Raw genomic sequence first — 19,751 nt, 5'->3', positions numbered from 1 at the left:
CATCACCCACCTGTCCCACGCCGCCCGAGCACCCATCACCGCCACCATCGTCACCGCCGGAACCGACACCATCCCCACCGCCGCCGACCAAGCCCACCAACTCCTCGACATGGTCGCCCGCCTACACTCCGAACCCGCCCTCTACCGCTTCGACGACCTCGCCCTCGAATACCAACTCACCCGCCCCGGACCCGGACGCGAATACCTCGGCTCCCTCCTCGACCCCCTCGACCACCACCCCGAACTCCTCGACACCCTACAAACCCACATCGCCCACAACCTCAACCGCCAACGCACCGCCCGCCTCCTCCACGTCCACACCAACACCGTCGACTACCGACTCAAACGCATCAGCCAACTCACCGGCTTCGACCCCACCCAAGCCAGCGGACTCTGGTACCTCCGCTCCGCACTCGTCGCCCGCAGCTACGGCGACTGAGCGTCACCGGCCGCGCCGGTGCTGAATCGCGGCGACGTACGCCCGCGAGACCGTCGAGGTCAGCACGTCGAGAATGTCGACCAGGAAGGCCCGGTCAGCGAGCGGATCCGCACCGGCGTACGCCCCGGAGGGAGCGATCCGGTCCAGGCTCACCTTGACGCCGCAGTGAATCGCGTGCTGGACCGCGTCTATCGGCACGCCGTCGCGCGCCCAGTCGGCGGCCGCGTCCTCGAGCCGGTGCAGCGCCTGCGTCGCCGCCGCCTCGGTGGCGTCGAGCAGCACGATCGCGAGCTCGAAACCCAGTCGCATGACCGCGGTCGGATCCGATCTCCCTGTGCCCCAACCACTTTCCGGCGTCCCCTGCCGCGGATGCTCGGATTCGCCGGAGCCGTCCGGGGAATCGGCGTTGCCGGAATCGTTGCTTCGCATAGCGCTCCTCCGTCCACCGCGCCCCTTCGCAGCACCGAAAGTATCTGGGACACGCGACGAATACGAGCACTCCACAGCGGTTGACACAAACCTCCGAACGACGACGCGCCGGGTTTGTGACCGATCCCAAGACCGAACTCTAGTGCACCCGCCCGGAATCGGGTTTCAGCCGACCCTCTTCCACCAGAGTCTGATACGCCGCCCGCTTGCGCGGGCATTCCTCGCGGCGACAGCCCCGGTGGCGCTGCATCGCCAGATGCGCGTCGCTCACCGACATAGGCTCGTCCGGCGCCTCGTGCGGCCAGCCGATCGGCCATACGGACACGTCCACTGTGTCTCCTCCGGGGGCGCACGCCCCTCGCGCACTTTCGGATTCGGCCGAATCGCGCTGCGGCGGACGGAAGCCCTGCCACAGCGCGACCGCCGAGAGCGCGATCACCGCGCCGCATACCACGACGACGGCAGCCAATCCCATCACGACGAACTCCGGCCTTCGGGCATGGCTAGTCGTCGTCCAGCCCGGCGGACAGGTATGCCACCGCCGCCAGCCACTGAGCACACGACATCGTGTGCTCGGCGCTGAGAATCCGACGCGCGAGGGCGTCGGTCAGCTCCCCGTCCAGGTCGCGGCAATTCCGCCCCTCGCCCAAATGGCAAGGCGCGCAACACCTTCGCGTGGTAGTCGTCATGCGACTCCCCCTCCGCCGAGACGCTGTCGAGTACCGACGACGACGCCCGCTACATACTGAAACTGTGATATTCTTAACGTGATAGATGTTAGCGTGATTATCACGTTAACGAAAGAGGTTGGGGCGGAAGGGGTTCAGGGCGTACCGGCTCCGCCGCACGCCCATCGTCATGGGTACGCGATTACGCACGGCGCGGAAACTGCTGCTGGGCCGCGAGATCGAGCACATGATCAATACGGCGGGCCTCAGCCAGAACGAGGCAGCCAAGATCATCGAGACCAGCCAGAGCCGTATCGCCATGCTCACCAACGGCGCCAGTTCCATCACCGTGGGCGATCTGGAGCGGCTGGCCACGGAGCTCGGCTTCACCGACACCGGATATCTCGACACCCTCAAGGAATTGCGCCGCGACAACCACAAGCGCGGCTTCTGGAACAGCGGCTACCGTCGCGCCTACATCGAAGAACTCCGCCTGCTGGTCGACCTGGAGGCCCACGCCAGCCTGCTGCGCGTCGCCGAGGCCGAGATCATGCCCGGACTCATCCAGTGCGAGTCCTACATTCGCGCCCTGCACGAACCCGAACATCCCACCGAGCCGGATCCCGACCAGGTCACCGTCGAGGATTCGGTGCAGGCGCGGCTGGCCCGGCAGCAGATCCTGACCGAACCGCAGTCACCGGAATTCCGCGCGATCCTGTCCGAATCGTGCCTGCGCCGCGAGTACGGCGGCCGGGCCGTCATGGTCGAGCAGCTCGAACATCTGCTGGCGCTGTCCCGGCGGCCCAATATCCTGCTGCAGGTGCTGCCGTTCACCGTCACCACCCACGGCGCGGGCATGGAGGACCGGTTCACCCTGATCCGGGTGCCCTCCCCGGGCGCGGCGGGCGACCTGGACATGGCGATCGTGGAGAGCCAGGGCGATATTCGCTATATCGATGACAAGCCCGCCGTCACCGCGCGCGAGGCGGTGTGGTCGCGGTTGTCGGCCGCGGCGCTGGGGGTCGAGGACTCCCGGACATTCATCGAACACGTCGCCCGCTCGTTCCGCCGCAAGACGTTCACCTGACGGGCATCAGTGTCAAACACCATCGATGGGGGTCCCATGAAAGCCAACGACTTCGAGTCCCGCGAGATCGACGCCAGCCGACCGTCGGCGGCCCGGATGTATCACTACTACCTCTCCGGGGAGGCGGTGTTCGACGTCGACAAGATCTTCGGCGAACGCATCTTCCAGACCTTCCCGTACGCCGACACCTGGGCCCATCACAATCGCGAATTCCTGCAGCGCGCCGTCAGATACATGGTGGCGCAGGGCATTCGGCAGTTCGTGGACATCGGCTCGGGGCTGCCGACGGTCGGCAACACCCACGAGGTGAGCCGATCCATGGCGGCCGATGCCCGGGTGGTGTACGTCGACAACGATATGGAGGCCGTCAACCGGGCGCACGAGCTGCTGCAGCAGCAGCGCGCGCTCGGCAGCACCGCCGTCGTCGAGGCCGATCTGCGCGTGCCCGAGCTGATCCTCGACCATCCCGACACCCGGCGCCTGATCGACTTCGATCAGCCGATCGGGTTGCTGATCGTCAGCGTGTGGCCGTTCGTCCCCGACAGCGACCGGCCCTACGAGCTGATGGCGCAACTGCGCGACCGGTTGCCCTCGGGCAGCTACGTGGCTATGAGCCACGTCTCACTCGACGACGCCGCCGACGAACTCAAACAGCGCATCGCCGCGGCCGCCGACCTGTACAAGGAGACCTCCGACCCGGTGAACGTGCGCAGTCGTGACGATTTCGCCGCCTTCTACGACGGTTTCGAGATGGTCGCGCCGGGGCTCGTGTACGCCCCGGACTGGCGGCCGGAGCGACCGGTGGATCCGCGAGATCCGGCACGGCCGTGTAATTTCGCCGCGGTTGGTTACAAGCCATAGGTACACCGCAGTCGCGCGGGACCCCGTTTTCGCGTGGCCGCAGCTTTACTCCGTAGAAAGGCACCACCAATGACGCTGCTACCTACCTTCACCGCGGGTGAATTCCGTAAGGCGAGTTACAGCTCGCCCAACCAGAACTGCGTGCGCGTCGCCCGCAGGGACGGCTGGACCGCGGTCTGGGACGACAAGCGCGCCAGCGACCGCACCACCCCTGATACCGCACTACCGGCGGACGAGTTGCTGCTGTTCACCGATGAACAGTTCGACACGTTCCAGGCCGGTGTGCGCGGCGGCGCGACGCACCGGTCGCCGCTCGCGGTCACCCGCCGCGAGGACGGCCACTACGTCTTCCGCGCCGCCACACCGCAACCCGTGGTGGGCGTCGAACTCGTCTTCGACCAGGACGAACTCGACGCCTTTCACCATGGGGTGCGCGATCACGAATTCGACCACGCCTAGCGCAACCGAAGTCCAGCCCACCACGATCGCATCAGGAACCACCATGTCCACGGCAGGTGTCCGCCCCGCGCGGGCACTGTGCCCGGTCCCCCTCGACCGTCGATGCAACTACCTTGCGCACGGACAACTTTAAGCCCCGCAACCGGTTGCGCGCAGCCCGCCGGGGACAACTCATCAACGGCACAGACGGCGGTTGGTGCTCCGTCACAAGGGTTTTCGGCGTGTCAGTCGGTCTCGTCGAGGCGTACCCGCACGGTGACGCGGCCGCGTTCGTCGCGTTTCGCGACGGCGTGGCCGGGCCGGTCGACGCCCTCGAGGTGCAACGTGATCGGGCCGCCCTCGCCGAGGAAGTTGCGCCACCACGACTTCTTGTCCGGCATGGCGACGCCGATGACCAACTCGCCGTTCACCCGCCGGTAGTTCACCGGCGTACTGAAGGTCCTGCCGGACTTGCGCCCGACGTAGGTGATCGTCACGAAGCTCTTGCCCAGCAGCGGGCCCACCACCGGCGCCTCGGTCAGCGCCACCACCCCGGCGTTGAATCCCCGCACGGCCCTGCCCAGCAGTGAGTTCGATTCCATAGTTCCTCCTGGCGGATACCCGGACATTCCCGGACATCCGCAACTCTAGTCCGCTGCCGATGACCTAACGGGTTCCGAAGTCGCGGACGGTGCGCAGGACGGCCTGGCCCATGGCGGGGCTGCCGGTATGGCCGGAATCATCGATGATCCGCAACCGGGCGTCCGGCCACGCCTTCGCCGGCTCCCCAGGTGCTCGCGCAGCCGCTCCATATCGTCGATCAGGTGATCGGTGGTGTTGGCCGCCAGACCGACGGCGGGATCCGACGCGTGCGGCACGCTGCGGTACACATCCGGGTCGAACGTCCGGCGCGAGCCGCGCGACCCGCCCGAACCCGGGGCCGCCGTGCACCATCAGCGCCGGTTTGCCGTCGGGGTTTCCGCTTGTCTCCCAATAGATTCGGTTGCTCTCGCCCACCTCGAGCAGGCCGTGCGCGTACGGCTCGATCGCGGGGAACGGCTCGACGGCATCCGATGTCTTCGCGCCCGTGTCATCTCTCGATCTTCGCCGATACCACCCGCCCGGCACACCCATGTCGGCGGCGGGTCACCGGCGCTCCGCGTGCGACGATCGTGCCGTGGACGACAACAGCTTTCTGGACGGGGTGGCGGATCGGCTGGCGGCGTTGCCCACGGTCGCGGCGGTGACGCTCGGCGGGTCGCGGGCGCAGGGGACCGCGCGGGCCGACAGCGACTGGGATCTGGCGGTCTACTATCGCGGCGATTTCGATCCGCGGCATTTGCGCGCGATCGGCTGGGACGGTGAGGTTTCCGAGATCGGCGCGTGGGGCGGCGGAGTGTTCAACGGGGGCGCCTGGCTGCGGATCGAGGGGCGGCCGGTGGACGTGCACTACCGCGATCTCGAGGTGGTGGAGCGCGAGCTGCGGGAGGCGGAGCGGGGCCGCTTCCGCATCGAGCCGCTGCTGTTCCACCTGGCCGGGATCCCGTCCTATCTCGTCGTGGGCGAACTCGCGATCAATCGGGTGCTGCGGGGCGACCTGCCGCAGCCGGCGTATCCGAAGGCCCTGCGCGCCGACGCGCCCGGCGTCTGGTGGGGCACCGCCCAGCTGGTATTCGCCTATGCGCACGCCAACCATGCCGCGCGCGGCGCGACGGCCCTGTGCGGCGGGCTGATCGCGCAGGCCGCCGCACAGAGCGCACACGCCGTCCTGGCCGCCCGGGGCGAATGGCCCACCAACGAGAAGGCGCTGCTCACCCGCGCGGGGCTCACCGAGATCGACCGCATCGTCGCCGAGTTGCGCCCGGGCGCCGATGCGCTGACTCGGGCGGGACCGGTCCCGCTCGGTATGCGAGAGCGCGGTCCGCAACGCGATCGGATCGTAGCGGCTGCCGCACTGGCCGGGGCGGATGACCTCGGACCCGATGGCCGCGAAGTCGTCGAGATCGGCGAAGCGGGCCGGCCGGTAGTTCGGCAACGGCGCCTTATCCATGTACTCCCTAGTCCGCGGACAGGCCGGGGGAAATCCCGCGAATGCCGACCAAGCGGACATTCCGTCCGCCCGGCAGCACCGGGTTACCCTGCGGCGCCGACCGATTCGGCCGACCGCGGGACCGGTGCCCGGTCCAGCCGGTACAGCGCGGCGGCCGCGACCGCGCCGACGGCCATGAGCCCGGCCCAGACCGCCCAATCCGCCCCCGCGTCTCGGGCCGCCCCGACCACCGCGCCGGTGGCGAGGTTGCCCGCGAGGATGCCCACGCCGACCACGGTGTTGTAGAACCCGTAGTGGGTCGCCACAAGACGGCCGTCGGACAGCGAGACCACGGTGTCCATCTCGAACGGGAATACCGCGGCCGTGCCGACAGCCAGGACGGCCGCCGAAACCAGCAGTGCCGCGACCGCTCCCGCGGTGCCGAGCCGCTGCGGACCGGAGACGAGCACCAGCGGCAGGAATGCCGCCGCCAGCGTCCCCATGCCGACCACCAGGCCGCGACCGGTCCCCCACCGTTTCCGGAACCACGCGGTGATCCGCAACTGGCCCGCGACGGCGACCACTCCCGATACTACGAACACCGCGGAGGTCAGTGCCTGCGCGTGCGCCGGGGCCAAGTGCTCGGCCTGCAGCGGCAGCGCCAGATACACCTGGAACGACAGCACATACGAGCCGATCATGGCGATCGCGAACGCCACGAACCGCCGATTGGACACCACCGTGCGCCAGTCCGCGAGCACCGAGGTGTGCTCGCCGGATGCGGCGGCGCGCCGCTCCGGCAGCGCGAACAGCTGCGCCACCGTCAGCACCGCGAACACCACCGCGGCCACCGCCGCCGCCATCCGGAAGTCCCACGCCAGCAACGCGAGTCCGACCAGCGGGCCCGCCAAGATGCCCGCCTGGTAGAAGATGTTGAACATGGCGAACGCCTCCACGCGGCGCTCGCCCGCGTCGGCGGCCAGATAGGCCCGCACCGCCGGATTGAACAGCGCCCCGGCGAAACCGGTTGCCGCGGAGGCGATCAGCAGACCAGGCAGCGAGGTCGCGAAGATCAGCAATCCGAAACCGGCCGTGCGCAACAGACATCCGGCCACGATCAGCGGCTTGTACCCCAGCCGATCCGCGAGGGTACCGCCCACCAGGAACATTCCCTGCTGGGAGAAGTTGCGCACCCCGAGCACCAGTCCGACCGCCCAGGCCGCCAGCCCCAGTGGGCCCGACAGGTATCCGGCCAGATACGGCATCAGCATGTAGAAGCCGAGATTGATCCCGAACTGGTTGACCATCAGCAGCCGGGCGGCGGGGTCGAAGCCGCGGAATCTCGTCAGCACGTCACCACCCCTCCTGCCGGGTTCGGCGAATTCATCGCTCCCCCGTCCACATTCACGAACTCGCTCGGGTCGACGACGGTCTCGCAGCGGGTCCACGACCGCGCGATCCGGTCGGACGGGTGCGCGATGGTGTCCGGCCCGATCGGCGGGCCCGCCGCGAGCAGCCGGTGTTCGGCGCAGTAGGCGTCGTTGTAGACAGTGTCGAAATAGCGGTTCGGACCGTCGGGAAAGACCGCGGCGATCCGGGTGTCGTTATCGCGGGTCCCCGCGGCCCAGCCCGCGACCAGCGCCACCGCGCCCACGCTCCAGCCACCGCTGGCGTGATGGGTGGCGGCGAGCGCGCGGGCGGCCCAGACCGCCTCGGCCGGTGCGACCCAGTGGATTTCGTCGAACGCGCCGTAGTCGACATTGCGCGGGTGGATGCTCGAGCCGAGCCCCCGCATCAGCCGCGGGCCCGCTGGCTGGCCGAATATCGTCGATGCGACGGTATCGACGCCGATCAGCTTCAGACCCGGGTTGAAGCGCCGCAGCACCCGCGCGACTCCCGCCGAATGGCCGCCGGTGCCGACCGCGCACACCAGCACGTCCACGCCGCCCAGCTGTTCGATCAGCTCCAACGCCAGCGGCGCGTAGCCCGCCACATTGTCAGGGTTGCCGTACTGGTCCGGGCACCAGGCGCCCGGCTCCCGCGCGAGCAGTTCGCGCACGCGATCGCGGCGGGCCTGCTGCCAGCCGCCCGTCGGATGCGGCTCGGACACCAGATCGACGCGGGCCCCGTACGCCGCCAGCATCCGGGCGACGATCGGCTCCAGTCCGGGGTCGGTCACCACCGTGACCGGATGCCCGTAGACCAGGCCCGCCAGCGCGAGACCCAGCCCCAAGGTGCCACTACTGGATTCGACGATGCGGGCGCCGGGCGTGAGATCGCCGCGCTGCCGCGCGCGCCGCACCATGTGCAGCGCTGGGCGGTCCTTCATGCCGCCCGGGTTGTACCCCTCCAGCTTGGCCCAGAAGCCCCGCCCCGCCGGGGCCAGCGGCTCCCCGACCCACAGCACCGGCGTATTGCCGACGAGGGTCTGCGGCCGCCGGACCGCACCGGGCGCCGGGTCCGGGAGCACCGGAACCTCGGCACTCTTGTCGAGCACAAGTTCGTCCATGACTGTCGCTTTCTGTATCGAATCCGTTCCACGGGAACGGGTTTCGGACGCATGCGGGCAGCGGACACCGACCGGCGGCCGCAGTGGCCCCGGTCTGGCGCTGACCGATCAGCGTCGAGCGATACAGAAATGCGTGAGAATGTCGCGGCCTCCCGCGACCGGCAGGCGCGCGGTGGGCGGGCCGCGCGGGCGTGCCATCGACGGCAACGACACGTCCGCGGGCACGGGAACCGCCGCGACGAGCGCCGTGATCAACCGCGGCGGGGCGGCGATGCCGTGGTCGCCGGGCAGCATCGAATCGGGTACGCAGTGACCGAAATGCGTCGGGCAGCCCATGTCGACGGGATGGCGGGCGCAGTGCCCCAGGACCGGGGTGTCCTCGACGGGCGCGGTCAGCTGTCGGGCGGGGCTCGCCGTGTGGGTGTGCGTGGCGGCGAGCGCATCCGCGCAATTCAGCAGCGGCACAACGAGGGCGACCGCCGCAACCAGGATCAGCAGCGGGACGGCGAACCGCGTCCGACCCATGGAAGGACCTCCCGTCCTCGACACCACCGCACCGCGACTATTTTCGACTGCCCTGCTCGACCGCCCACGATACGTGGCCGTCATTCCCGCGCAACATACACCGACCCCAGGACCGGGGCTGTGACCGAGCACACCCGACCACTCCGCATGCCGCCGCCACACCCCGGCTACCATACCCCCCTAGTGTATTTAGTCAAACTGGTGGGCTACATCGGGTAGAGGCTGTGTTTGCGCGGATTCGGCGGAACCGTTGCCTCCTTCTCGCGCAGCAGGCGGAGGGCGTGGCGGATTTCCAGGCGGGTGCGGGCCGGCTCGATCACCGCGTCGACATAGCCGCGCTCGGCCGCGATCCACGGGGTGGCGACCGTGGTGTTGTACTGGTCGATCATGAACTCGCGCATGGCGTTTCGCTGCTCCGCCGGAACCCGCTGGAGCTGGCGCCTGCCGACGATGTCGACCGCGCTCTCGGCGCCGATCACCGCGATCCGGGCGGTCGGCCAGGCCAGGCTGATATCGGCGCCGAGCTGCTTGCACGCCATGAAACCGTATGCGCCGCCGTAGGATTTGCGCACTACGAGGTTGACGATCGGCACCGTCGCCTCGATGATCGCGCGGAATACCCGGCCGCCGCGGACGATCACCCCGTTGCGCTCCTCCTCGACCCCCGGCAGCACGCCCGGCGTGTCCACGACGAAGACCAACGGCAACCCGAAGGCGTTGCACAGCCGGATGAAATGCGTTGCCTTGTCCGAACATCGGGCATCGACGGCGCCGCCCAGCACCAGCGGCTGGTTGGCCACGACACCGACGGGATGACCGTCGACCCGGCTGAATCCGGTGATCAGGTTCGCCGCGGTGGCCGCGCGGATCTCCAGGAAATCGCCGTCGTCGAAGATGCGCAGCAGCACGTCGTGCATGTCGTAACCGGCCCGGTCGGAGTCCGGGATGATCGAGTTCAGCTCCAGGTCGGAGGCGGTGACCTCGGGCTCCAGGCCCGGATTCACGATCGGCGGGTGTTCCCGGCAGCTCGACGGCAGGAAGCTCAAATACCTACGGGCCCAGTCGAATGCCTCGCCTTCGGTGGCCGTCACGTGGTGGATGGTGCCGTTGGCGGCCTGGCTGTAGGCACCGCCCAGCTCCTCCATCGACACCTCCTCGCCCGTGACCGCCTTGATCACCTCGGGGCCGGTGACGAACATGTAGGAGCTCTCGGTCGCGACGAGCACATCGGTGTTCACGGGCCCGTACACCGAACCCGCCGCGCACTTGCCGAGCATGATCGACACCTGCGGGACGAAGCCCGACAGCCGTTCCTGATTGCGGCTCATATGCCCGAACCACGCCATCGAGGTCACCGCGTCCTGGATGCGGGCGCCGCCGGAATCGTTGATCGACACCACCGGGCAGGCCTTCTCGAAGGCGAACCGCAACGCGTGGGCGACCTTGCGCCCGAACATCTCGCCGACCGAACCGCCGAATACCGTTTGGTCATGGGCGATCACCACCACCGGCCGCCCGTCGATCAGCCCGCGACCGGTGACCACCCCGTCGCCGTACATCGCGTCCGAGGCGGCGGGGCGGCGCACCAGCGCGCCCATCTCGACGAACGTCCCGGGATCGAGCAGCGTGCGCACCCGTTCACGAGCACTGGGGATGCCCTTCTTCTTCCGCTTCTCGATCCCCGACTCCCCCGCGGGTTCCGCGGCGATCTCCAGGACATTCCGCAGCTCCTGCAACTTCTCCCGAGTACCGGTCATCGTCGACTACCCCTTCACCTCGCATGCCTGCGGGGACGATAGGAGCAGCGGACCGGCGGCAGCGTATACCCAGCGACCTTCTGGATACCTCACAGCCGCGGCGGCCGTCGCGTTGGCCACCTGCATCACGGCGCGGCTCAGACGTTCGGATAGGCCAGCTCGGCCCGGGCCTGCCGCAACGCCCGCGCCTCGACCCGCTCCCGCATCCACGAGGCCACGACGGGCCCGAACCGCCCCTCCCGCACACTCCCGCAAATCAGCGCGACCCGAACCGGTTTCGTATCCATGGACTACCTCCTGTGTCGATGATCGATACCGACCGTAGAACCGCGACCAAAGTTGAGGTCAACGATCGGGCGGCAAATTGGTCTGACCACTTGACCTCATACCAATTGCTGCTTAGGGTCGCCGTATGGCTTTGCGGCGGATCGATCGGCGGACGGTGCCCGATACCGTGTTCGAGCAGTTGGTGGGCGAGGTGCTGGGCGGAGAGTTGGCCCCCGGGGCGGCGCTGCCCGCCGAGCGGCAGTTGGCGGAGGCGCTGGGGGTGTCGCGGCCTACGGTGCGCGAGGCGCTGCAGCGACTGGCGCACAGCGGGCTGGTCGAGGTTCGCCAGGGTGGTGCGACCACAGTTCGCGACTTTCGCCGCTCCGCGGGGGTGGACCTGCTGCCGCGACTGCTGGTGCGCAACGGCGAACTCGACCACGCGGTGCTCCGCAGCGTGCTGGAGACTCGCCTGATAATCGGCCGGGAGGTCGCCGGACTGGCGGCCGAGCGCGCGGGCGCGACCATCGCGGCCGACCTCGACGACGCCGTGGAATCCCTTGCCGCCCAGCAGGAGCCGGTCGCCCAGCAATTGGAGGCGCTCGGTTTCTGGGACCACCTGGTCGATGCCGCCGACTCGATCGTGTTCCGCCTGCTGTTCAACAACCTGCGCTCGGTCTACGAACCGGCCATCGTCGCACTGGCCGGGGTGATGGCCGCCGAGGTCGGGCGGATCGACCACTACCGAGCCCTCGCCGACGCGGTCGTCGCGGGCGACGGCGCCGCCGCGCGCCGCGCCGCCGAGGGGCTGTTGCTGTCGGCGACAACGGAATTCGACGTCGTGATACGCCGCATCGAGGAGGACCGAAATGAGTGAGCAATCCCAGGACACCCGAGATCGGCAGCGCCGCAAGCAGGTCTCGCTGCGCGACGCCTTCGCCGTCTTCGTGCGCGGGCCGTCCTCCTGGATCATCGCCGGTCTGTTCGTCGCGGCGGTCGCGGCCCGGCTGGCGGTCGGTGACTGGCAGCCGACCGACGCGCTGGTTCCGGTGGTCATGCTGGCGCTGTTTCCGTTCGCCGAGTGGGTGATTCACGTGTGCGTGCTGCACTGGCGGCCGCGCACGGTCGGACGGGTGACGATCGATTCGCTGCTCGCCCGCAAACACCGCGAGCATCATGCCGATCCGCGCGTGACCGAGCTGGTGTTCATCCCGTGGCAGACCTTCCTGTGGCTGCTTCCGGTGCTGGTCGCCGTCGCGGCACTGGCCTTCCCGCGGATCGGGCTGGGCCTGACCTTCCTGGCCGTGCTCGGGGCGCTGGGCCTGGTCTACGAGTGGACCCACCACCTGATCCATACCGATTACACGCCGCGCACCCGAATCTTCAAGGCCGTCCGGCGCAACCACCGCCTGCACCATTTCAAGAACGAGCACTACTGGTTCACCGTCACCAGTTCCGGTACCGCCGACCGGGTGCTGGGCACCTGTCCGGATCCGGCCGCGATCACCAACTCCCCCACCGTCAAATCCCTGCACGCCCGCGCGGCCGCCGACTAGGACGCCGCCCGCGCTCAGCGGTGCCCCACCCCGAACCGTCGCCATTCGACGTCGAGTTGCCGAGCGCTGTGCCTGTTCACCACGAAACGCAGTGCCGCGCAGCCGAACCCACAGAGCACGGCGGTACCGACCACGATGGCGAACCCGGCGGCGATGCCGCCGACCGCGGCCGTCCCCGGCGGCGCGGGCGGCTGGGTCGGCGTGTGCCCGGCATCGAGCCACACGGTCATCTCCTGTCCGGGAGCGACGGTCTGGGTCACCGGGACGGCGGCGGCGCCGGTGCGGCCGTCGTATATCCAGCGCACCGGAACTCGCGAATCACCCCCTCGCGCACCCTCTTCCGTGGTTCCGGCGACAGTCGCGACAACCGGCGTCTTCGAGGCCTCGTCGGCGCGCAGGCGCTCGGCGTACCCGGTGTAGGTGGTCGTGCCGATCGCACCCGCGACGGGCACCGTGATCAGGCACAGCAGCACCGCGACGATCCGGGCCACGGCCAGGACCCGATCCGCCGGCCGCATCAGCGGGTTGCCGCTCCACGGCGCGGAACGCAGCATCCGGACTCCGATCGAGGGATATTCCGCCACCTCGATCACCTCTCTCGTCACTCGCTCCGGTCGCGCGAACCCGCATCGTCCGACCAGCGGCGCCGACGCACCGGCACCGATCGGAGCGCCCGGAACGTTCACCTATCCCTATGTCGTCCGGGGCCCGGTCGGCGCTACCGGCATTTCCCCACGAATCCGCCGCGGTCCGTCTGCCCTACCGTTAATCACGCGTACCCGGCGGTCGAGACCGCAAACGCCTAGCATGCGGCCCATGGGTAAGGGACCGCGCCTGGGCTTGCTGCATCCCACCCGGAATTCGGGTGAGGACGATTTCTCGTCCCTGGCCGAACGGAACCGACGTGTCGCAGGACAATTGGAGACGATCAGGAGGGTGACCGGGCCACCGGCGACGAGCACCTCGGCGGGATATCAGCAGGCGGCCGGCCACCTGGCGCTGCGCAGGGTGAGCCTGACATCGGTGTACCACCCTGGCCTATCGGCTCATCGCCGCTTCCTGGGTCAGCGGCTCCGGCAGCGGCTCGGCGTGCACGATGTGCAGGGTGCTGACGGCTCGCGTCAGGGCGACGTAGAGCCGTTGCAGGCCACGGTGTTCCGCCTGCGCGATGCGGACCGGTTCCGCGACGACCACGGTGTCGAACTCCAAACCCTTCGCCAGGGTGACCGGAACCAGCGTGAGGCGGGTGGCGTCGACACCGGCTCCATCCGTGCCGAGAACCGTGTATTCCAAACCACTTTCGGACAGGCTCCGGCACAAGGCAGCGATATCCCCGTCCGCCGCGACGAGTCCCACCGACCCCTCCTCCGCCAGCGCGGTGGCGCAGGCCTCGGCAGCCGTCTCGGCCATGTCACCAGCGGATGTCCGCGTGATACGCAGGGCGTCGACGGATTGCCGGAACGAGGACGGGCCACGCAGGTCCGGGGCGATATGCGGCAGCAGACGGGCGGCGTAGTCGATGACCTGGGCCGGGACGCGGTAGCCGCGAGTCAGCTCCTCGATCTGCCCGGTCGGCCGGTCCAGATGAGCGAGCACAGCGGACCAGTCCGCGACGGCCGAGGAACCGGTGGCCTGGGCCAGATCGCCCAGGACGGTGCATGAGCCGGTGACGCGGCGCGCGATCGCCCGCAACTGCATCGGGCTGAGGTCCTGGGCCTCGTCGATCACGATGTGACCGAGTTCGGCCGGTCGCTCGATCGCCGCACCGGCCTCATCGAGCAGCGCCAGATCGGCACTCGCCCAGGTCATTTCCTTCACGGTCCGGGGTCGCGGCGTGCGCAGAACGGCACGCTGCTCGGCGGCGGACAGGATGCCGTCGGCGGCGCGAGCGAGCTGGTAGGGATCGGTGAGGAGGTCGAAAACCACACGCTCGGAACCGATCTCGGGCCACATCCGGTGGACGGCACGCACGATCGCCCGATTCCGACGGAGCTGCCGCGGCGTGGCCGCCGTGGTCGGATATCCGGACCGCTCCATCTGGCGCAGCACCAGGTTGCCCAGGCGCTGGGCGAGCAGCTCGATGCCGACGCCGTAGTCGGTCCCGCGCTCGCGCACCTCCTCGAGTTCTTCGGCGATCTCGTCGGGGTCGACGTACCAGGTGCGCTGCTGATGCCGGACCCCGATCGTCTCCTCGAAGGGCCTGATCCGCGACCACAGCGAGCGGCGGATGACGCGGGCCATCCGCGCATCGCCCTTGATCCGCTCCACGTCCTCCTCGTCGACACGGGCGACGGTGACGCCCGCGCCGGTCAGCTCCTCGACGGTGGTTTGCAGAACCTCCACCTCGCCGAGGGCGGGCAGGACGTTGCGGACGTAGGAGAGGAAGGCCCGGTTGGGACCGATGACGGCGACCCCGCCCTCCCGCCGCAACCGGTCCCGCTCGGTGAACAGCAGATACGCCAGGCGGTGCAGACCTACCGCCGTCTTCCCGGTGCCCGGCGCCCCCTGAATACACAGCGTGCGTGACAACGGGGCCCGCACCAGACGCATCTGTTCGGGCTGGATCGTGGCCACGATGTCGCGCATCGGCCCCTTGCGCGGCCGTTCGATCTCGACGGCCAGCAGATCGCTCTCGCCCGCCGGTACGAGGCCGGGGTCGAGCGGTTCGTCCTCGAAGGCGGTCAGTGCGCCGTCGCGGTGGTCGAACCCGTACCGGCGGCGGACCCGGACCCGCATCGGGTCCCGCCGGTCGGCCTCGTAGAAGGCGCGCGACAGCGGGGCTCGCCAGTCGATGACCATGAGCTCGCCCGCCTTGTCCGTGACTCCGCGGCGCCCGACGTAGACGCGGTCGCTGTCGGGCGCCACCGACGGCGAACCGAGTTCGCGGACATCGTCGTAGACCGTGCCAGGCGGATAGTCCAGCCGCCCGAAGAACAGCGGCGCGTCCTCGAGATCGGACATCGACTCGATCTGCCTCCGGTGGAACCGCCGAGTCGCGAAGTTGTGGAACTTGTCGAAGACGTCGCCCTCGCCCATACCGGTGTCCAGGGCCGTGACGGCCTCTTCGCGCATCCGCGCCAGCTCCGCTCGGCAGCTGGCCAGGTAGTCGCGTTCGATGCGAATCTCGGGCTCGACGTGGTCGTTCTCAGCGTGGCGCATGGTCATGGCAACCCCCACCTCTAGGGACGTTAAAATCTAACTCGGTAAACTATAAGACCGAGTAAATTTGTTGACCAAATCGAGATTCGGTAGCCTGGCCCCATGGAGGCACTGCGCGAACGCAAGAAGCGCCGCACCCGGGACGCGATCCTGGCCGCGGCCTTCACCCTGTTCGAGGAGTCGGGTTTCGACGGCGTCTCGGTCGCGGAGATCGCCGCGGCCGCCGAGATTTCCAAGCCCACCCTGTTCGCGTACTTCCCGACCAAGGAAGACCTCGTCCTGCACCGGTTCCCGACAGATGGCCGGTGGCCCGCGCATATCGTCCGGGAGCGTCCGGCCGGAGTCTGTGCGCTGCGCGCCCTGCGCCGGAACTATCTCGAGCGGCTCGCGCAGCGCGATCCCCTGGTGGGCCTCGACGACAGCCCCGCGGCCGTCACCTTCCACAACCTGCTGTACTCGACGCCCACCCTCGTCGCGCGCATGACCGCCTACATGCTCGACCAGGAGCGAGAGCTGGCCGACGCGCTGCTCGAATCGGGTCGGCCGAGCGACGAGATCACCGCACACCTGCTCGCCGCGCAGGTATTCGCCACGCAGCGCGTACTGTCCGATCACAACGCCGCCGCGATCCGCTCCGGCCGCAGCGCCGACGAGGTCCACCCCACCGCGGTCGCCCGGGCGGAGATGGCCTTCGACCTCCTGGAGAACGGCTCGGCGGCAACGCCTTCCGCGTGACGCGCGGCTACCTGGTGGTCAGGTCCGGGTGTCGACCGACCTGCGGATCCTCGATGAATCCGTGACAACCGCAGCGCAGGTCGTGCGCGCAGAATGTCCAGGTGCCACTGTCGTGGCCGAAGCGCCCGTCCGCCCGTCCGCGACAGTCTCCGTTCACCGGATCGTGCGTGTAGTACATATGCCCGCAGAGCCCACATCGGTCGTGTAATACGTGTCTCGACGACACCACCACCCACACGATGTACGAGCATGCTGCGGCGACCACGGCAATCTCCAGCAGATGCGACGAATACATGTCTAGCCCTCACCTCATCGGGGCGCATGACACGGCATATGCGCCTCCTGTCATTCAGGGTGACCCATCGGGGACCCGCCCGGAGTGTCCGATTCGCACAACTTGACGATGTAGCATTGTCGGCGTCACACAGCGCTCGCGATCGGGCGTCGAAATCGTCGGGAGTTGCGGCCGGATACCCATGGTGAAGTTGGATCGCCTGATCAACATTCTGAGCAGGCACGGCACACGGCTGTACGGGGCGGCGGCGACCCGGGACATCGAGCTGTACAGCGTGACGGTGCACGACCCGATCCGCCCGCATTCGGCCGTCGGCGATGTCTTCCTCGCCGTGGGGATCGCGGATCTGGCCCAGGCCTTCGCGCTCGCGGCGGAGACTCGGGCCACGGTCGTCATCGCCCGCACCACCGAGCGCCCGAGGCGGGCGCTGCTCGATCAGCTCGAGGCCGCCGGGACCGCGCTGCTGCTCAGCGATCCGGCGGTGTCCTGGAGTCAGATCGCCTCGGTCGTCTACGGGTTGGTGCTCGAGGGTCGCGAGACCGAATCGGGACGGGGCCCCAGCGACCTGTTCGCCCTGGCCGACACCATCGCGGCCGCACTCGACGCCCCGGTGACGATCCAGGACGAACTGTTCCGGGTCATGGCCTACTCGAGCACACCGCGAGATACCGATCCGGTCCGCCTGGACACCATCCTCGGGCGGCGGACGCCGGACCGCGTGCGCACGCTGCTCGAACAGCAGGGCGTCTTCGAACACCTCGCCCGCAGCGATGCGCCGATCCATGTCGGACCGGCCCCGGAGCACGGGCTGCGCGGCCGGACGGTCGTGGCCGTGCGGGCCGGGCGCGAACTGCTGGGGTCGCTGTGGATCTCGTGCGACGAGGCCCCGGACCACACCCGCGGCCGGATCCTGAAGGACGGCGCCCACACGGTGGCACTACATCTGCTGCGCTCGCGCGTGAGCGCCGATCTGGAACGGCAGGTGGAGTCCGAACTCGCGATCCAGCTGCTCGAGGGCAGCGCGGACGCCGAGGCGGCGGTCGGGAAGCTGGGACTGCCCGCCGAGCATCTGCGCGTGATCGCCCTGCAGGCGCACACCGAACTCGAGCGGCACGCCGGAATCCTGCTCGCGTTCGAACGGGCCACCACCGGATTCGGCTGGTCCCGCGTCGGCCGCAGCACGTTGTTCGGCAATACCGTCTACACGGTGCTGCCCGCGGGCGACCCCGAACCGGCGTTGCGCTGGGTGCGCAACCTCGCCGCCGGACTGCCCCCGCACGTCCGAGTCGTCGCGGGTATCGGCGGGGTCGCCACCGTGCGGGAGGTACCGGCGAGCCGCCAGGAGGCCGACGAGTGCATGGCGCTGCACACCAGTCCCGCGGACGAGGCGGCGGTGTGTTATGACACGGCCTGGGACCGCGTGCTGATCCAGCGCTTGCAGTCGGTGGCCTCCAGCGGCCGCCTGCCGACGCGAGGTCCCTTGGCGCAGTTGGCTTTTCACGACGACCGCAACGACACCGACTACCTCCCGACCCTGAAGGCCTGGCTGGAGGCGCACGGCGATTCCGCGCTGGCCGCCGCCACGCTCGACATTCACCCCAACACCGTCCGCAACCGCATCAAACAGATGCGCCGCATCGCCGACCTGCCGCTGGACGACCCGCGCAAGCGAACCGCGATGCTGGTAGCGCTGTCCGTGCGCGTCCCCGACGATTCCGCCGGACGACCATAGCCCTCAGGACAGTTTCAGGCTGCGGCCGATGATCTCCTTCATGATTTCGGTGGTGCCGCCGTAGATGCTCTGCACGCGGGCGTCGGTGTAGGCCTTGGCGATCGGGTATTCGCGCATGTAGCCGTAGCCGCCGTGCAGCTGCAGGCACTTGCTGATCAGCTCGATCTGCTCCTCGGTGCTCCACCACTTGGCCATGGCGGCCTCCTCGGCGGTCAGCTTGCCCTGGTTGAGCAGTTCGATGCAGCGGTCCACGAAGACCTGCACCGCCGTGGTCTTGGTGGCCAGCTCCGCCAGTACGAAACGCGTATTCTGCTGCGCGCCGAGGGGTTTGCCGAAGGCCTTGCGGTCGCGCACGTATCGACAGGTGAGGTCCAGGCAGCCCGCCATCGCGGCGGCGGCCATCACGGCGATCGACAGCCGCTCCTGGGGCAGGTTCTGCATCAGGTGCACGAAGCCCTGGCCCTCGGTGCCGAGCAGGTTCTTGCCGGGAACCCGCACGTCGGTGAAGCTGAGTTCGGCGGTGTCCTGCGCCTTCAGGCCGATCTTGTCCAGGTTGCGGCCGCGTTCGAATCCTGGCATGCCGCGCTCGACCACCAGCAGCGAGAAGCCCATCGAGCCCTTCTCGGGGTCGGTCTGGGCGACCACGATGACGATGTCGGAGTTGATGCCGTTGGTGATGAAGGTCTTGGCGCCGTTGAGGATCCAGTCGTCGCCGTCGCGGACCGCCCGGGTCTTGATGCCCTGCAGATCCGAACCGGTGCCGGGCTCGGTCATCGCGATCGCGGTGATGATCTCACCGGTGCAGAAGCCGGGCAGCCACCGCTGCTTCTGCTCGTCGTCGGCCAACTCCAGCAGATACGGCGCGATCACATCGTTGTGCAGCGGGAAGCCCAGCCCCGAATACTGTCCGCGCGTGGTCTCCTCGGTGATGACCGAGTTGTAGCGGAAGTCCTTCACCCCGCCGCCGCCGAACTCCTCCGGCACCGCCATGCCGAGGAATCCCTGCTTCCCGGCCTCCAGCCAGACCTCGCGGTCGACGAGGCCCTGCTCCTCCCACTTCGCGTGGTTGGGCGCCACGTACTGCTCGAGAAACTTCCGGTACGACTCCCGGAACAGATCGTGTTCGGGTTCGAATAGAGTGCGCTCCACGCCAACCTCCTACGGTGACCACATCGGCCTCGTCGCCTGTCCCCCATACGGTACCCGGAAGTCGAATCGCCGTTCACTTCGAACCCTGTAAAACAGGTCCGAACCGCGTTACCTGCCGG

General features: G+C 68.8%; 21 protein-coding genes and 1 pseudogene. 9 read left to right on the top strand and 13 right to left on the bottom strand.

Translation table 11 applies throughout. The features are described from left to right. On the top strand, positions 1-439 hold a 439-nt coding region (locus ACYVLQ_RS27140), incomplete at its 5' end, for a PucR family transcriptional regulator (protein ID WP_460700344.1). Positions 440-442: 3 nt separating this feature from the next. Here ACYVLQ_RS27140 and ACYVLQ_RS27135 read toward each other — a convergent pair. The 3 genes from ACYVLQ_RS27135 to ACYVLQ_RS27125 all read right to left on the bottom strand — a co-directional run bounded on the left by ACYVLQ_RS27135 (position 443) and on the right by ACYVLQ_RS27125 (position 1,518). After that, complete coding sequence (locus ACYVLQ_RS27135; protein ID WP_460700343.1) at positions 443-868, bottom strand: hypothetical protein; 426 nt, start codon at positions 866-868, stop codon at positions 443-445. Positions 869-1,007: 139 nt separating this feature from the next. After that, a complete protein-coding gene (locus tag ACYVLQ_RS27130; RefSeq protein WP_460700342.1) occupies positions 1,008-1,346 on the bottom strand; it encodes a hypothetical protein in 339 nt (112 codons plus the stop codon). A gap of 25 nt (positions 1,347-1,371) precedes the next feature. Further along, positions 1,372-1,518: a hypothetical protein gene (locus ACYVLQ_RS27125; protein WP_460700341.1), complete on the bottom strand. Its 147-nt coding sequence runs from the start codon at positions 1,516-1,518 to the stop codon at positions 1,372-1,374. Positions 1,519-1,726: 208 nt separating this feature from the next. Here ACYVLQ_RS27125 and ACYVLQ_RS27120 point away from each other — a divergent pair, with 208 nt between their 5' ends. From ACYVLQ_RS27120 to ACYVLQ_RS27110, 3 genes are all read left to right on the top strand, one after another. Continuing rightward, entirely contained in the window at positions 1,727-2,623 is an 897-nt protein-coding gene (locus ACYVLQ_RS27120) for a Scr1 family TA system antitoxin-like transcriptional regulator (protein WP_460700340.1), read from the top strand. Between the two features lie 36 nt (positions 2,624-2,659). Further along, positions 2,660-3,484 (top strand): SAM-dependent methyltransferase, encoded by an 825-nt coding sequence (locus ACYVLQ_RS27115; protein ID WP_460700339.1) that lies wholly within the window; start codon positions 2,660-2,662, stop codon positions 3,482-3,484. A gap of 69 nt (positions 3,485-3,553) precedes the next feature. Beyond that, a complete protein-coding gene (locus ACYVLQ_RS27110; RefSeq protein WP_460700338.1) occupies positions 3,554-3,943 on the top strand; it encodes a DUF397 domain-containing protein in 390 nt (129 codons plus the stop codon). A gap of 224 nt (positions 3,944-4,167) precedes the next feature. Here ACYVLQ_RS27110 and ACYVLQ_RS27105 read toward each other — a convergent pair whose 3' ends face one another. Continuing rightward, entirely contained in the window at positions 4,168-4,524 is a 357-nt protein-coding gene (locus tag ACYVLQ_RS27105; RefSeq protein ID WP_460700337.1) for a PNPOx family protein, read from the bottom strand. A gap of 530 nt (positions 4,525-5,054) precedes the next feature. Here ACYVLQ_RS27105 and ACYVLQ_RS27100 point away from each other — a divergent pair. Next, positions 5,055-5,810 (top strand): annotated as a pseudogene (locus ACYVLQ_RS27100) (nucleotidyltransferase domain-containing protein); the annotation flags it as partial. A gap of 245 nt (positions 5,811-6,055) precedes the next feature. Here the strand turns inward: ACYVLQ_RS27100 and ACYVLQ_RS27095 are convergent. The 5 genes from ACYVLQ_RS27095 to ACYVLQ_RS27075 all read right to left on the bottom strand — a co-directional run bounded on the left by ACYVLQ_RS27095 (position 6,056) and on the right by ACYVLQ_RS27075 (position 11,029). Beyond that, on the bottom strand, positions 6,056-7,258 hold the full coding sequence (locus tag ACYVLQ_RS27095) for an MFS transporter (RefSeq protein WP_460700362.1): 1,203 nt from the start codon (positions 7,256-7,258) through the stop codon (positions 6,056-6,058). A 38-nt stretch (positions 7,259-7,296) separates the two neighbouring features. After that, the gene (locus ACYVLQ_RS27090) at positions 7,297-8,460 is read right to left on the bottom strand and encodes a PLP-dependent cysteine synthase family protein (protein ID WP_460700336.1); all 1,164 of its coding nucleotides are present in this window, start codon (positions 8,458-8,460) and stop codon (positions 7,297-7,299) included. A gap of 108 nt (positions 8,461-8,568) precedes the next feature. Next, positions 8,569-8,985 carry a putative copper homeostasis (lipo)protein LpqS gene (lpqS, locus tag ACYVLQ_RS27085; protein ID WP_460700335.1) on the bottom strand — a complete coding sequence of 139 codons (417 nt, stop codon included), beginning with the start codon at positions 8,983-8,985 and terminating at the stop codon, positions 8,569-8,571. Positions 8,986-9,191: 206 nt separating this feature from the next. After that, a complete protein-coding gene (locus ACYVLQ_RS27080) occupies positions 9,192-10,742 on the bottom strand; it encodes an acyl-CoA carboxylase subunit beta (protein WP_460700334.1) in 1,551 nt (516 codons plus the stop codon). 137 nt (positions 10,743-10,879) lie between these two features. Beyond that, positions 10,880-11,029: a hypothetical protein gene (locus ACYVLQ_RS27075; RefSeq protein ID WP_460700333.1), complete on the bottom strand. Its 150-nt coding sequence runs from the start codon at positions 11,027-11,029 to the stop codon at positions 10,880-10,882. Positions 11,030-11,154: 125 nt separating this feature from the next. On the opposite strand from ACYVLQ_RS27075, the gene ACYVLQ_RS27070 reads away from it, so the two are divergent. Continuing rightward, positions 11,155-11,883 carry a FadR/GntR family transcriptional regulator gene (locus ACYVLQ_RS27070; protein ID WP_460700332.1) on the top strand — a complete coding sequence of 243 codons (729 nt, stop codon included), beginning with the start codon at positions 11,155-11,157 and terminating at the stop codon, positions 11,881-11,883. Then, positions 11,876-12,562, top strand: coding sequence for a sterol desaturase family protein (locus ACYVLQ_RS27065; RefSeq protein WP_460700331.1), 687 nt, complete (start codon positions 11,876-11,878; stop codon positions 12,560-12,562). Before ACYVLQ_RS27070 ends, ACYVLQ_RS27065 begins: the two co-directional genes overlap by 8 nt. Positions 12,563-12,576: 14 nt before the next feature. Here ACYVLQ_RS27065 and ACYVLQ_RS27060 read toward each other — a convergent pair whose 3' ends face one another. Continuing rightward, positions 12,577-13,146 carry an Rv1733c family protein gene (locus ACYVLQ_RS27060; protein ID WP_460700330.1) on the bottom strand — a complete coding sequence of 190 codons (570 nt, stop codon included), beginning with the start codon at positions 13,144-13,146 and terminating at the stop codon, positions 12,577-12,579. 454 nt (positions 13,147-13,600) lie between these two features. Further along, entirely contained in the window at positions 13,601-15,727 is a 2,127-nt protein-coding gene (locus ACYVLQ_RS27055; protein ID WP_460700329.1) for a HelD family protein, read from the bottom strand. Positions 15,728-15,823: 96 nt separating this feature from the next. Between ACYVLQ_RS27055 and ACYVLQ_RS27050 the strand changes: the two genes are divergently transcribed. After that, positions 15,824-16,456: a TetR/AcrR family transcriptional regulator gene (locus ACYVLQ_RS27050; RefSeq protein WP_460700328.1), complete on the top strand. Its 633-nt coding sequence runs from the start codon at positions 15,824-15,826 to the stop codon at positions 16,454-16,456. A 7-nt stretch (positions 16,457-16,463) separates the two neighbouring features. Here ACYVLQ_RS27050 and ACYVLQ_RS27045 read toward each other — a convergent pair whose 3' ends face one another. Next, positions 16,464-16,751: a hypothetical protein gene (locus tag ACYVLQ_RS27045; protein ID WP_460700327.1), complete on the bottom strand. Its 288-nt coding sequence runs from the start codon at positions 16,749-16,751 to the stop codon at positions 16,464-16,466. 181 nt (positions 16,752-16,932) lie between these two features. Between ACYVLQ_RS27045 and ACYVLQ_RS27040 the strand changes: the two genes are divergently transcribed. Then, positions 16,933-18,483, top strand: a complete 1,551-nt coding sequence (locus ACYVLQ_RS27040; RefSeq protein ID WP_460700326.1) for a PucR family transcriptional regulator — start codon at positions 16,933-16,935, stop codon at positions 18,481-18,483. A 3-nt stretch (positions 18,484-18,486) separates the two neighbouring features. On the opposite strand, the gene ACYVLQ_RS27035 is transcribed toward ACYVLQ_RS27040, so the two are convergent. Then, positions 18,487-19,632: an acyl-CoA dehydrogenase family protein gene (locus ACYVLQ_RS27035; protein WP_460700325.1), complete on the bottom strand. Its 1,146-nt coding sequence runs from the start codon at positions 19,630-19,632 to the stop codon at positions 18,487-18,489. Between the last annotated feature and the right edge of the window lie 119 nt (positions 19,633-19,751).

The sequence above is a fragment of the Nocardia thraciensis genome (assembly GCF_054782435.1).
Note: the sequence above shows the minus strand (reverse complement) of the source record. Positions and strands in the feature narration are given on the sequence as shown.